Source organism: Halorussus caseinilyticus (assembly GCF_029338395.1).
Lineage (GTDB): Archaea > Halobacteriota > Halobacteria > Halobacteriales > Haladaptataceae > Halorussus > Halorussus caseinilyticus.
The window spans coordinates 554,259-567,084 of the sequence record NZ_CP119809.1 but is presented as its reverse complement, the minus strand read 5'-3'; the positions used below and the strand labels follow the sequence as shown (position 1 = coordinate 567,084).

Annotated in this window: 16 protein-coding genes; 9 read left to right on the top strand and 7 right to left on the bottom strand. The window is 66.2% G+C overall.

The window, feature by feature from the left end; genetic code table 11:
* The first annotated feature begins 45 nt into the window (after positions 1 to 45).
* Positions 46 to 1,629, top strand: a complete 1,584-nt coding sequence (locus P2T60_RS02830; RefSeq protein ID WP_276281048.1) for a Na+/H+ antiporter NhaC family protein — start codon at positions 46 to 48, stop codon at positions 1,627 to 1,629.
* Positions 1,626 to 1,892 carry a DUF7513 family protein gene (locus tag P2T60_RS02825; RefSeq protein WP_276281047.1) on the top strand — a complete coding sequence of 89 codons (267 nt, stop codon included), beginning with the start codon at positions 1,626 to 1,628 and terminating at the stop codon, positions 1,890 to 1,892. The genes P2T60_RS02830 and P2T60_RS02825 overlap by 4 nt, the downstream gene beginning before the upstream one ends.
* A 388-nt stretch (positions 1,893 to 2,280) precedes the next feature.
* Here P2T60_RS02825 and P2T60_RS02820 read toward each other — a convergent pair whose 3' ends face one another.
* On the bottom strand, positions 2,281 to 2,607 hold the full coding sequence (locus P2T60_RS02820) for an uS10/mL48 family ribosomal protein (RefSeq protein ID WP_276281046.1): 327 nt from the start codon (positions 2,605 to 2,607) through the stop codon (positions 2,281 to 2,283).
* 253 nt (positions 2,608 to 2,860) lie between these two features.
* On the opposite strand from P2T60_RS02820, the gene P2T60_RS02815 reads away from it, so the two are divergent.
* Both P2T60_RS02815 and P2T60_RS02810 read left to right on the top strand, forming a co-directional pair.
* A complete protein-coding gene (locus tag P2T60_RS02815) occupies positions 2,861 to 3,298 on the top strand; it encodes a bis(5'-nucleosyl)-tetraphosphatase (protein WP_276281045.1) in 438 nt (145 codons plus the stop codon).
* Positions 3,299 to 3,406: 108 nt separating this feature from the next.
* Positions 3,407 to 4,516, top strand: a complete 1,110-nt coding sequence (locus tag P2T60_RS02810) for a DUF5787 family protein (protein ID WP_276281044.1) — start codon at positions 3,407 to 3,409, stop codon at positions 4,514 to 4,516.
* Positions 4,517 to 4,519: 3 nt separating this feature from the next.
* On the opposite strand, the gene P2T60_RS02805 is transcribed toward P2T60_RS02810, so the two are convergent.
* Positions 4,520 to 4,864, bottom strand: a complete 345-nt coding sequence (locus P2T60_RS02805; RefSeq protein ID WP_276281043.1) for a hypothetical protein — start codon at positions 4,862 to 4,864, stop codon at positions 4,520 to 4,522.
* A 46-nt stretch (positions 4,865 to 4,910) separates the two neighbouring features.
* The gene (locus P2T60_RS02800) at positions 4,911 to 5,405 is read right to left on the bottom strand and encodes a DUF5797 family protein (protein WP_276281042.1); all 495 of its coding nucleotides are present in this window, start codon (positions 5,403 to 5,405) and stop codon (positions 4,911 to 4,913) included.
* A 592-nt stretch (positions 5,406 to 5,997) separates the two neighbouring features.
* Between P2T60_RS02800 and P2T60_RS02795 the strand changes: the two genes are divergently transcribed.
* The gene (locus P2T60_RS02795) at positions 5,998 to 6,774 is read left to right on the top strand and encodes an enoyl-CoA hydratase/isomerase family protein (protein ID WP_276281041.1); all 777 of its coding nucleotides are present in this window, start codon (positions 5,998 to 6,000) and stop codon (positions 6,772 to 6,774) included.
* Here the strand turns inward: P2T60_RS02795 and P2T60_RS02790 are convergent, their stop codons facing one another.
* Complete coding sequence (locus P2T60_RS02790; RefSeq protein WP_276281040.1) at positions 6,775 to 8,058, bottom strand: MFS transporter; 1,284 nt, start codon at positions 8,056 to 8,058, stop codon at positions 6,775 to 6,777.
* A gap of 134 nt (positions 8,059 to 8,192) precedes the next feature.
* Here P2T60_RS02790 and P2T60_RS02785 point away from each other — a divergent pair, with 134 nt between their 5' ends.
* Together P2T60_RS02785 and P2T60_RS02780 are read left to right on the top strand one after the other, a co-directional pair.
* Entirely contained in the window at positions 8,193 to 8,321 is a 129-nt protein-coding gene (locus P2T60_RS02785; protein WP_276281039.1) for a hypothetical protein, read from the top strand.
* 102 nt (positions 8,322 to 8,423) lie between these two features.
* On the top strand, positions 8,424 to 9,638 hold the full coding sequence (locus P2T60_RS02780; RefSeq protein WP_276281038.1) for an inorganic phosphate transporter: 1,215 nt from the start codon (positions 8,424 to 8,426) through the stop codon (positions 9,636 to 9,638).
* 330 nt (positions 9,639 to 9,968) lie between these two features.
* On the opposite strand, the gene P2T60_RS02775 is transcribed toward P2T60_RS02780, so the two are convergent.
* Entirely contained in the window at positions 9,969 to 10,400 is a 432-nt protein-coding gene (locus P2T60_RS02775) for a universal stress protein (protein WP_276281037.1), read from the bottom strand.
* Positions 10,401 to 10,447: 47 nt separating this feature from the next.
* On the opposite strand from P2T60_RS02775, the gene P2T60_RS02770 reads away from it, so the two are divergent.
* Entirely contained in the window at positions 10,448 to 10,984 is a 537-nt protein-coding gene (locus tag P2T60_RS02770) for a hypothetical protein (RefSeq protein ID WP_276281036.1), read from the top strand.
* A gap of 180 nt (positions 10,985 to 11,164) precedes the next feature.
* Positions 11,165 to 12,358, top strand: a complete 1,194-nt coding sequence (locus P2T60_RS02765; RefSeq protein WP_276281035.1) for a threonine synthase — start codon at positions 11,165 to 11,167, stop codon at positions 12,356 to 12,358.
* On the opposite strand, the gene P2T60_RS02760 is transcribed toward P2T60_RS02765, so the two are convergent.
* A complete protein-coding gene (locus tag P2T60_RS02760) occupies positions 12,359 to 12,484 on the bottom strand; it encodes a hypothetical protein (protein ID WP_276281034.1) in 126 nt (41 codons plus the stop codon).
* Between the two features lie 146 nt (positions 12,485 to 12,630).
* Positions 12,631 to 12,801, bottom strand: coding sequence for a hypothetical protein (locus P2T60_RS02755; RefSeq protein WP_276281033.1), 171 nt, complete (start codon positions 12,799 to 12,801; stop codon positions 12,631 to 12,633).
* Positions 12,802 to 12,826 lie beyond the last annotated feature (25 nt).

The window sequence follows — 12,826 nt, the reverse complement described above, 5'->3', positions numbered from 1 at the left end:
TCAAATGGGTTCTTATACCCACGTTCGGTAGGACTTACCGAGAGTATGGTAGACACGGGAGACGAAGAATCAGCCGAAGAGTCAGTTGCAGAGGAACTGGCCGACGCTAGACAGGCTCGAAGCGGGCCGCGAATCGAGTTCTACGGCGGGCCAGCGGCCAGCGCCATCCCCATCGCGCTGTTCATCGGATGGGCAATCTTCCAGAGCGGCGTCCTGCGAATCGGCGACACGACCGGACTGGTCGCCGGGATGCTGGTGTCGCTCATCGTCGGGATGTTCTTCGCCAAGGGAGACTGGAAGACCTACGCCAACACCATCTTTGAGGGGATGACCCAGCGCGTGGCCGCGACTGCCATCGTCGCGTGGCTCTGGGCGGGCATGTTCGCCGACACGATACAGGTCGGCGGGTTCGTCGGCGGTCTCGTCTGGGCGGCAGACGCGCTCTCGGTCGGCGCGTCGCTGTTCCCGGCAATCACGTTCATCCTCGCGGCCCTGCTCGCCACCGGTATCGGCACGGGGTACGGCACCACAATCGCGTTCACCGGACTGTTCTTCCCGGCGGGCGTCCTCGTCGGCGCGAACCCGACCCTGCTGTTCGGGGCGATTCTCTCCGGAGCGGTCTTCGGGGACAACCTCGCGCCGGTCTCGGACACGACCATCGTGAGCGCGGTCACGCAGGACGCCGACATCGGCGGCGTGGTCGCCTCGCGGTTCAAGTACGCCATCGTCGCGGCGGTGTTGGCGTTCGTCAGCTATCTCGTCGCGGGGTCGGTCATGCCCAACGCCGACGTTGCGGGAAGCGCGAACGTGCTGGCCGGACAGTCCGAAGCGCTCGGACTCGTCCACCTCGCGTCCATCGGCGTCGTCATCGTCACGGCCGTCAGCGGGCGGCACATCGTGGAAGCGATTTCGTGGGGCCTCATCGTCGCCGCCGTCTCGAACGTCGCGTTCGGTCTGGCGTCGGTCTCGGAGATGCTCCTGTTCACGGCACCCGAGAACGTCGCGTTCGCCCGGACGCTCGACGCGCTTCCGTTCGTGACGACGGCACCGGCCGCCTCGGAGCAAATCGGCGTCTCGGGCACCATCTACTCGGGCGCTGTCGGGTTCTTCCCGCTCATCGTCCTGACCCTGCTCATCGTGGCGGGGGCGCGAATCATGATTCAGGGCGGCGGATTCGAGGCCATCCAGAACTGGTTGCTCGAAACGGTCGCCACCAACGTCCGGCGGGCCGAGACCACGATGGTTCTCGGTACGGCGTCGGTCAACGCGATGATTACTATCAACACCGCCGCCGAAATCGCCATCGCGCCCTACGTCGCGCGCATCGGCGAGCGGTTCAACATCAACGGCTACCGGCGCGCCAACATTCTCGACGCCAACACCTCGGCGCTCGGCTACATCTTCCCGTGGGCGGGCGGCGTCCTCGTGGGCTACACCGAGATGCAGGGACTCGTCGGCGCGGAAGGCTTCGACTGGTTCACTCGGTCGCTGTTGGTCAACCCCGCGGAAGTCTGGCCGTTCGTCTTCCACGGGTGGTTCCTGTTCGGCGTGTTCATCATCTCGGCGCTTACCGGGTTCGGACTGGAGTACACCACCGACCGCGAGTCCGAGGAGGTGGCTCGCGTATGAGCCTCCGCGAGAAGTACCTCGCTGGCCTGACCTTCCGGACGAACAAGCCCGAGTTCGAACCGGGCGAGGAGATTTCGGCGTTCGTGACGGGCTACGACGGCGACACGCCGGTCGCGCGCATCGGCGACACGATTCTCCGAGTCGAAGACGCACCGGACGACGCCCTCGACACCCGCGTCAAACTCCGCGTCGAGGAGTTCGACGGCAACGACCACCACGGGACCGCGACGTATCTGGAGACGGTCGGCGGGTCGGCGTTCTGACCGGGGCGTCGGTCGCTCGGGTCTGGAGCAATATTTTTCGTTCTTTTAGAAATATAGAGAAGTGTTTGAGCGATATGTAACATTCTCGTCGGCGCGTTCGGGCGCGGCGCGTTCGCGCCGCGCCCATCCGCGCAAGGGTGAGTGAGCGACCGCAGGGAGCGAGCGAGTCGGTTGGGGAGGGCGTGGTCGTTGGGTGCGGTTGCGGTCCGAACCTGTAGCTACCCTCTTCAGTTTCTCTCCGCCGTCCCGTAGTTGTCTCTCCAGACTCCTCCGCCGTCCGTAATCGTCTCCAGACTCTCTCGGCCGTCTCACCGTCGCTACTCGGTGTCTCGTCTCGGAGTTCGAGATGGAATAGCACGAGCGCCGCGCAGAGCGTGCGTCCGCAGAATCAGGCCATCTGCTCGATTTGCTCCAACTCGACTTCGACGTGGACGCCGTCGGGGAAGTCGAACTGGGCGACTCGCCGGGCCAACTCGTTGTGGCCGACGATTTCCATCTGGCGGGTGTACACCGTGTAGTCCCACGACCGGAACTGCCGGGTCTCGTCGCCCGCCGTCGATTTGTACTGCGGGACGCTGAGTCGCTCCGGCGGTGCCGAGTGCGGCCCGCGGAGTTCCGCGCCCTTTCGTTCTGCCGTCGAGCGAATCTCGTCTACGACGTTCTCCAGCGCGGGTCGGTTCCCGCTCTGAAGTCGGATTTTGGTTACGAAGGTCATGGCTGGGGTGTTCGGTGTCGAACGTGTTCAGTATCGAGGTACGTAAAACGTCTGTTCTTCGCGCGGACGACGTGCCGGGAAACGCCGCATTTATATATTTTACACGACACTTTTGCTTACGCGTCCTCGTCAACCGACGGCGAGCGTGACAAGTGCCAGCATGCGTCTTCAAAATTTCTAACGTGTTTTGAGCCGTTTCCGGAAATCTATCCTCCGACATTCTCTTAACGCACCGCCGTATACACTCCAGTAAATGACGGTTGAAGCTACGAGCGCGGGTGCTATCCTCTACCGGGATACCCGCGGTCGCCGGGAATACCTCCTCCTCAAGTCCCGTCCGGGCGACTGGGAGTTCCCCAAAGGCGGCGTGGAGGGGGACGAAGAGCTACAGCAAACGGCCATACGGGAAGTGAAAGAAGAGGCGGGCATCAAGGACTTCCGCCTCTTGGACGGCTTCCGCGACGACTACGATTACGTCTTTGAGGCCAACGGCAACACCATCCACAAGACGGTCCACCTGTTCGTGGCCAAGTCCTACGAGGCGAGTGCGGAACTCTCCCACGAACACCGCGACCACCAGTGGCGCGACTACGAACAGGCCATCAACACCATCACGCAGGACGGTCCGCGCGAAATCCTCGAAGACGCCCACGAGTTCCTGAACGAAAAGGAAGAAAACGGCGACGTGTAGTCACGCGCCGTGACGACGGTTTTCTTTTTTCGACCGGCGAGCGACTGCTCTACGGCGTCACCGTTCGCTTCCGAACCACTTAGGCCGACCGCGGACCCACCACCGGGCGTGACCAACGCGGACGCCGAGACCGACCCCGAGTTCGTCTTCGAGTTGCGGACCTGCCGGTGGGCCGAACGCGAGTGGCCGCCCGGTGCGGACGAGGGTGACACCGACCCCCGACCCGCCATCGTCGCCCGGCAACTCGGCACCGAACGCAGACGGTGGGACACCATCGTCGTGGAGGTGAATCCCGACGCCTTCCGTCGGCGGGCGAACTTCGGTCGGCGGCGACTCGACTCGGACCTGCTGGACGTGGTTCCCCACGCGCCGCGCGACTGGGAGTTCTACCGCGAGGCGCTCCCCGACCCCGGCTATCCGTGGCGCTACGTCCGCGAGACCATCCACCGCGCCGACGACCGCGGGATTCTAGATGTGCGAAAGCGGAGCAACCGCATCGAAATCCGCCGGAAGTGGGCGTACCCCGACTGGGTGCGCCGCGTCGTCGCGGTGGAGAACAAGCCCGACTTGGACGCCAGCGCCGCCCGCAACCTCGCCGAACAACTGGAGTACGACGTTGCGCTCTCGCTGGCCGACGAGGTGTGGGTCGCCACGCGCGCGACCGGCGAGCGCGTCGAACCCGCCCTGTTGGAGAGCGTCCCCGTCGAGGCCGGAATCCTGACGCTGGACGGCGAGGCGCGGAGCGCCTCGGCAACGCGAGCGCGGAGGGACGACCCGCGAGCGACGGTGGAGTGGTTCCCCCGGAGCCTCGACGCCGACGCGCCCGGTACCCGGATTTTGGAGCGTGCAGGCGACGGCGGCGAGTACGACCAGTCGGCGGCGCGCTTCGAGTACGCCGACCCCGAGTGGAAGCGGGCCAAACGCCTCGAAATCGCCGAGCGCGCCTACGAGAAGGGGTGGCGGTCGTTCGCCGAGACGATGCGCCCGGACTGTCGGGAGTTTCAGCTTCGACGCGAGGGCCGGACGCTCCTGCCGTGGTGTGCGTCGAAGGAGTGCCACCAGACGAGTTCGGAGTGTTCGGGGTCGTGCCCGGCATTCTCGCCGGAGCCTCCCCAGTGGCGGACGAAGGGCTGGCCGATAGCGGGCGGGCCGGGGAAGGGGATACGGAAGTTGTTGGAAGAGCGGCGGGAGCGAGAGCGGCCCAGTTCCGATTCGTAACGACTACTGCCCTCGTCCCGCAGTTATCGAGAGTTCGAGAACGGTCCCCCGCGTTTTCTTGGCGTTTTTCACGTCGTCGGGGTTCGGCGACACGTGAAAGTTCTCGGGATTCGGGTGGTCGCCCATCCCCGCTGGGGTGTCGGGAACGAGTGAGTACGTTCCGCCTCGTGTCCCCTCGATGATAACCTCGTAATATCCGTCCGTCGTGGTAACCGCCGTGACGGTCGCTTCTATCGGTCCATCTCGTTGAGAGGTCCGGTACGATATTTCGTCGCCGGGGCGGAGTCGCCGAATCAACTTTCGAACCTCCGCTCGTTCGCTCTCGCTCAGAATACTCGACTCTGCCATCGAGTTACTATCGGGTACGAACCATATAAATATTTAAATATTTCAACTACTCCGACACCGACACGTCCACCTCGTCGCGCTCGACGGCCAACTTGAACGTCGGCACGGTCCGGTAGACGACCTCCACGACGCCCTTGCGCTTGAGCGCCTGTAGCGCGCTCCGAACGTCCTCGGCGGCGGGGTCCACGTCGAACTCCGCGCGCAACTTCTGGAGGACCGACACCACGCTCTCGGATTCCTCGTCCGGTCCGGCGACGACCGCGAACACCTGTTGCTGGAGTCGCGGCACCCGGATGGCTTCGGGGACGCCCTCGCCGTCCACCACGCCGGGTTCCACGTCCACCATCTCGGCGGCTTCGGAAGTCGCGCGGATGAGGCTGTTGTCGTCCCGGTAGTAGTAGTCCTTGAGTTCGTTTTCGAGGTACTGGTGGACCTCGCTCCCGCTTTCGAGACCCCAACGCTCCTGCAGTTCCGCGTTTTTGGTGGGCTGTAGCTCCACGAGGTCGGCGAGTCGCTCGCGGGCTTCCTCCGAGAGAGTCATCGGTCGGCGCTACGGCGGGGTGATATTTCGGCTTTCCGGAAGGAGAAAACGACCAGTTGAGCGTCTTCCTCGACGTTTGAGACGATTGTATATTCCTCAAATATAGATATATAATGCTCAAGGCATTGTTTTTGTTTCCGGGAGCAGACGACTGTTTGGCCGACCGCTCCGCGTCTGTGACCGTTCCGCACCGCTGACTGTCCTGCACAGTACCGCCGACCGCACGCAAATGCACAGCACCGCCACGACAGACCCACAACCGACGACGGGCCGCGAGCGGGCGACCGCTGGGACCAGTGACTCGTTCGGTCGGCCGGTTCCTCGTGGACCGTCCGGCCGAGCGCGGGCCTCACACCTCCCCAGCCTCGTCGTTCGCTCCCTGCGGTCGCTCACGCCTCCCTCGCGCGGATGGGAGCGGCGCTCGCGCGCCGCGCCCGCACGCGCCGGACCCAAAAGCGAAGCGAAGACGGGACGCGCACGAAGACGGGACGCACTGGACCGGAAAGCCGAGACCGACACACCTCGAACCGGAAGCCCAGCGACGTGCCCGAGTCTCGCAAGGATTATTCCGCGCGGCGTCGTCGGTGCCGATATGTCCGACTGGGAGACCATCCGACTCGACTACGACGGAGACGTAGCGACCCTGACCGTGGACCGACCCGACCGTCTCAACGCGCTCAACGTCGATACCCTCGAAGCCATAGAGGAGGCCCTCGCGGAGGCCCAAGACGAGGGCGTCGGCGCGCTGGTCCTCACGGGCGCGGGCGACGACGCCTTCGTCGCTGGCGCGGACATCAGCTACATGCAAGACCTCTCGACGCCCGAAGCGCAGGCCTACGCCGAGTTGGGCCACCGCGTGGCCGACGCAATCGAGCAGTTCCCCGCGCCGGTCATCGCGGCCATCAACGGCTACGCCTTCGGCGGTGGCTGTGAACTCGCGCTGGCCTGTGACCTCCGGGTCGCCGCCGAGAGCGCGATTATCGGCCAGACCGAAATCGACCTCGGCATCATCCCCGGATGGGGCGGGAGCCAGCGTCTCCCCCGACTCGTCGGCGACGAGATGGCCCGTCGTCTCATCTTCTTCGGCGAGCGCATCGACGCCCAAGACGCCAACGAACACGGACTCGTCGGCGAAATCGTCGCGGGCGACCAACTCGACGACCACGTGGCCGAACTCGCCGCGGACCTCGCCGCCAAGCCGACCTACGCGCTCGCCGCCGCGAAGGAGGCCCTGAATCAGGCCCACGAGACCAGCCAAGAAGCGGGCCTGCGCTACGAGCGCCGCCTCTGGAGCGGCCTGTTCGGGACCCACGACCAGCGCGAGGGGATGGAGGCGTTCCTCGAAGACCGCGAACCGGAGTTCGAGTAGCTAATCCTGCGGACTCACCGACGCGATTTTCTCGGCCTCCGACACCGTTTCCTCGACCTGCGTGTACACCAGCACCAACCCCACCGCCGCCAGCACCCCGCCGAACGCGAACGGCCAGACGAACCCGAACGTCACGAGGAATCCCGACGCCAGCGGGCCGACGGCGGTCCCGAGACCGAACGCCATCGTGAGAATCGAGAGCTTCGTTCCCGACTCGCCCTCCTTCGCCAAGTCGCCCGCCAGCGCGAGCGACGGCGCGAACACCATCGCCACCGCGATTCCCTGCACGAACCGGGCCGCGACCATCCCCGCGGGCGTCGTCACGAACCCCTGCGCGAACAGGGCGGGCACCAGCAACGCGAACCCGGCGACGAGGAAGGGCCGCCGTCCGTAGGTGTCGCTGGCCCGGCCGACCGGCACCTGAAACACGACGTTGGCGATGACCACCGCGGCGAATTCGAGGCTGAACAGCACCGACCCCTGCGAGAGTCGGTCCGAAAGTTGCGGCTCCAAGGTCGCGAAGAGACCGATGCCGATTGCCATGAACAGGGTCGCCACGCCGAGGGTGAACACCGGGTCCAGCCCCGAATCCTCGGGGTCGGTCACGGAGACGGCGAGTTCGTCGCCCGCGCTCGCGGCCGCGCGCTCGGGGTCCGAGACGAAGGTGGCCACCAGCGCGAAACTCGTCGCCGCGCCGAGCAGGGCGACCCCGAACGCGGCCACGAACCCCGAGACGGTGCCGACCGGGGTCGGGTACGGCCCGAATTCGAGGATGAACCCCGCCACGAGCGGTCCGAACCCGAACCCGATTAGCCGGAAGGTGTTGAACACGCCGAAGTTGCCCCCGCGGGTCGCGTCCGTCGCCAGTTCGTTCACCAGCGCCACGGTCGCGGGAATCGCCAGCGCCGCGCCGACGCCCTGCAACATCCGGAGGACGAGGATTTCGACGTAGCTGTCGGCGAAGACGTAGGCTCCGCTGGCGACCCCGAGCAGGGCGAGACCGACGAGGATGAACGCCTTGCGCTTGCCGGTCCGGTCGGAGAGTCGCCCGGTGAACGGCTGGCCGAAGCTGTTGAGGAAGCCGAACAGCGAGAGCGCGACCCCGATGAGGACCGACTGGGCGACGGCGACACCGAGAATCTCCCCGCCGCCGCCCGGCGCGTCGAGAATCACCTCGTCGAGAAACTGCGGCAGGACCACGATGAGAAACGAGTTGCCCACCGCGTCTATCATCCGGGCGAACGCGAGGGTCAACACTCGCCGGTCCGTGCCGAACAGTCCCATTCGTAGAGACGAAGGCGCGTGCGGCCAAGACGGTTGTGGCAGTAGCCGTGGGTAAGTTTATCATATTCGGGGTCGTACCGTGGGGTATTCTACACCTCGACTGTCGGCGGAGCGCCGACGACCACGGAGGAACGATGACGAAAATAGAATGCGAGAACTGCGGGCGGAAGGCCACGGTGGACAGCGACGAGCGAGCGTCGAGCGCACCGATGCGCTACTGTCGGCGCTGTGGCGAAGAACTTCCGCCGCCCGAAGAGTGGTGACGTGAGTCCCCCGCCCCTCCCGCGCCCCGAGCGCGTTCGAACGGCCGTGAGCGCGACGACCGGTCCCGTCGCGGACGCACGGTCCGGAGGACCGGAGCGACAGTGACGGGACTCCTGTTCTGGGCGCTGGTCGTGCTAGCGACGGTGACGGGACTGTTCACCGCGTGGGCGCTCGGCGCGAACAGCAACTCGCCGCCGTTCGCTCCGGCCATCGGCGCGAACGCCATCTCCACGATGCGGGCGGCGTTCCTCATCGGGATTTTGGCCGCGCTGGGTGCGCTCACGCAGGGCGGGAGCATCTCGGACACCGTGGGCGCGGGTCTCATCGACGGCGTGGCCATCACCTCGCTGGCGGCGACGGCGGGCCTGCTGACCGCCACGGCGTTCATGGCGTTCGGCGTCTACACCGGCTATCCGGTTCCGGCGGCGTTCGCGACCACCGGAGCGATGATAGGCGTCGGCCTGTCGCTGGGCGGCACGCCCGCGTTCGACACTTACCGACGAATCGCCACGTTCTGGGCGCTCGTCCCGCCGGTCTCGGGCGGACTGGCCTACCTCACCGCGACGGTCCTGCGGCGCGACGACATCCCCGAGACGACGAGCGTTCCGCTGTTGGCCGGGTTGGTCGGCGCCATCGTGGCGAACGTCGAGTTGAGCATCATTCCCGCACCGCCCGGCGAGGAGCAGGGTTCGATTGCGGGGTTCCTCGCGGGTCTCGCGGACACCCCGGCAGTCGCGGGCGTGGAACTCGCGGCGGGCGTCGTGACGCTGGTCGTGGCCGCGGCGAGTTTCGGGTTCGTCCGGCGGCGGACGCAGGTCTCGGTCGAGAAGGGCGTCAAGACGTTTCTGGTGGGTCTCGGGAGCGTGGTGGCGTTCTCCAGCGGCGGGAGTCAGGTCGGACTGGCGACCGGACCGCTGGAGAACCTCTACCGGGCGGAACTCGGCCTGCCGGGAATCGTCCTGCTCGCAATCGGCGCGACCGGAATTCTCGCCGGAGCGTGGATGGGCGCGCCGCGACTGTTGCAGGCGACCTCTCGGGAGTACGCCCAACTCGGGATTCGGCGGTCCATCGCCGCGCTGGTGCCGGGGTTCGTCATCGCGCAGGCGGCCATCGCGCTCGGCATCCCCATCTCGTTCAACAACATCATCATCTCGGGCGTCATCGGCGGGGGTCTCGCCGGAGGGTCGGCGGGCGTCTCCCGACGGAAAATCGGGGTGACGCTCGCGTTCTGGGTCGTCACGCTGGTCTCGTCGGTCGCGGTGGGATACGGCGTCTACTGGGCGTTCGCGCAGGTGTTGGGCGGGGCGGCAATTTAGGACCGGCGACGACCGAAACGACTCGTCGCCGGTGGCCGAACCGCCGGGACGTGCCCGGCCGACCAGACCCCGAGTTTGGGTGGATGAAAGGGGCCGCTCGCTGGCGGGCCGCAGGCCCGTGGTCGTCTCTGCGGGCACTATTCGAGCGAGCGAAGCGAGCGAGAATATCCCGCAGAGCGACCGTCAGCGGGCGGGGGCTTTCGAGACCTTCTTCTCGGCGGTGCCTGCAGTTGCGGAGCGAGTAGACAGGGTGTAGACCGAGTAGACGGAGACTTCCGAGACGACACCGCAATTCCGTCCTCTCCCACCCGAGCGAAAAGCCGGGACCCCCTACCGGACCACCGTCACCGACACCGGAGCCTCGCCGACCACCTTCGTCGCAACCGTCCCGAGAAGCCGACGCGCGATTTCGCCGCGCTCACCGCCGTGGCCGCCCATCACCACGTGGTCAACGTCGTTGGCGTCCGCGAAGTCGAGGATGGTCTCGGCGGGGTCGCCGGTCTCGACGGCCGTCTCGACGCTCCGGTCGGCGCCCGCGGCGCGGCGCTTCGCGCGGTCGATGACGGCAGTGGTGCGTTCGCGCGCTCCCTCGCGACGGTCCTCGTCGGCGTCGAGGACGCCGCCCTCGCTCATCGGCGCGTCGAGGGGGGTGACGACGTTCAGCACCGTGACGCGGCAGTCGAAGGTGTCGAGCGCGAACGCCAGCGCGTCGTCCGCGAGCGGCGACCCGTCCAGCGGGACGAGGACGTGGGTCGGTTCCATGCGGGACGTTGCACGCCGGGTCACAAGTAGTCGGGTGGTAGGTGGTCGTGGTCGCTGTCGTCGCTGTCGTTGTCGTCGCTGTCGTTGTCGTCTCTGTCGTTGCTGTCTCTGTCGTCGGAGTCGTCTCTGTCGTTGCTGTCTCTGTCGTCGGAGTCGTCTCTGTCGTTGCTGTCTCTGTCGTCGGAGTCGTCTCTGTCCCTGTCGTCTCTGTCGTCGGAGTCGTCTCTGTCGTTGCTGTCTCTGTCGTCGGAGTCGTCTCTGTCCCTGTCGTCTCTGTCGCTGTCGTCTCTGTCCTCGTCGGAGTCGGAGAGACGACGGCTTCAAGCCCCCGCCCGCTGGCGGTCGCTGACCGACATATCCTCCGTTCGCTTCGCTCACTCCGGATAGGGGTCGGTCAGACGACCACGGGCCTGCGGCCCGCCAGCGGGCGGCCCCTTTCATCCACCCAAACTCGTGGTCTGGTCGGCCGGGCGCGTCCCGGCGGTTGGTCGGGTCGAGCGTTCGCCGGTGGGTGGTCGGGCGCTCACGGTCCAGTGGTTCGGTTCGCCGAGCGCTACTGGTCCGCGTTCGAGCAACAAAAATGATGCTTAGAAAAATCTTTCTCTATCTTAGACGTTGGTATACAATTATTTCCGGAGTCTCTCGTCCTTCGCTCCGTCGCCGACGACCACCCGACCACGCGACGCACCACCGCGAGTCAGAACCGACCCGACGCCCGCGGCCGAAGGAGTAGGGATTTGTCGCTCGACTCCGAACCCCCGGACATGGAAACCACCGACGCGTTCGTCGGCCTGACGTGTGTCGATTGCGGCGAGACGTTCGACGCCGCCGAGACGACCCACCGCTGTCCCGACTGCGGCGGAATTTTGGACCCCGACTACGACTACGACGCCATCGACCTCTCGCGGGAGGAACTCGAATCCCGACCGTTCGAGTCGATGTGGCGCTACGAGGAACTCCTGCCGTTCCCCCAGTCGGCGGCGGTGTCGATGGACGAGGGCGCGACCCAACTCGTGGAGTGCCCGACTCTCGCCGACGAGTTGGGCGTCGGGCGCGTCCTCTTCAAGGACGAGGGGCGCAACCCGACCGGGACGTTCAAGGACCGCGGCCAGACCGCCGCGATTACGGCGGCGGTCCAACACGGCGCGACCGACGTGGCGCTGAACTCCGCGGGCAACGCGGGACAGGCGGCGTCGGCCTACGCCGCGCGCGCCGGACTCGACTCCCACGTCTTCCTGCCCTCGCGGGCCGGGTTCACCAACAAGGCGATGGTCAACGTCCACGGCGGCGACCTGACGGTCGTCGAGGGTCGCATCGGCGACGCGGGCGAGGCCTACGCCGACGCGATGGACGACCACGACGACTGGTACTCGGTCAAGACGTTCGTGACGCCCTACCGCCACGAGGGCAAGAAGACGATGCTCTACGAAGTGGTCGAGCAGAACGACTGGGAGGTCCCCGACGCGGTGGTCTACCCGACCGGCGGGGGCGTCGGACTCGTCGGGATGCACAAGGCCGCAGAGGAACTGCGCGAGTTGGGCCTGACCGACGAGATTCCGTCGATGTACGCGGCCCAGTCGTCGGGGTGCGCGCCCGTCGTGGAGGCGTGGGAGAACGACGCGGAAGTCCACGAGGTGTGGGAGACGCCCGACACCATCTGTGGCGGCATCGAGATTCCCGACCCCGGCGCGAGTCCCATGATTCTCGACGCCCTCGAAGAGAGCGACGGCGGCGCGGTCGCCACCAGCGACGAGGACATCCTCGACAGCGCGATTACGGTCGCTCAGCACGAGGGCTTGGAGATGGGCGCGACCTGCGCCGCGGCCGCAAGCGGCGCGTGGGAACTCGCCCGACGCGGCGAGTTCGACGAGGACGATACCGTCGTCCTGCTCAACACCGGCGCTGGCAACAAGGACGACGACGTACTCCGCAGTCACCTGATGAGCAAGGGAATCTGATTACTGTTCGACGCTCACGGGGTCTTCGGCGATAATCCACGCGTCGGGCGATTCCTTCGACCGGAGTTCGAGACTCCCGTCGTGGAAGTGAGCGGTGATTCGTTCGCTCGTCTCGGTCTCTGACATCCTGTTGGTCGCTACGCGAGACCCGTCCATTACTATACGCCGTCTACGCCGGGAGTACAGACAGTCTTCCCGGCGATACGCCCGGTCTACTCGGACGTAAGCCGGAATTGCCGGGAAGACCGGGCGGGAGAACGGACGGCCGGGCGTCAGTAATAGTACACTTCGAACTCGTCGCCGCAGTTGCTACAGTCTACCGTGGTTCCCGTGAGTCGGTCGGTCCCCCTGAACGTCGCGTCGGGGTCGCCGCCGTCGGTGGCGACTTCCACGACCCGACCGTCGCAGTTCGGACACCCGATACTCATCTCTGAGTTCGGCATGACCCGTGCTACGGCGACGCGACTG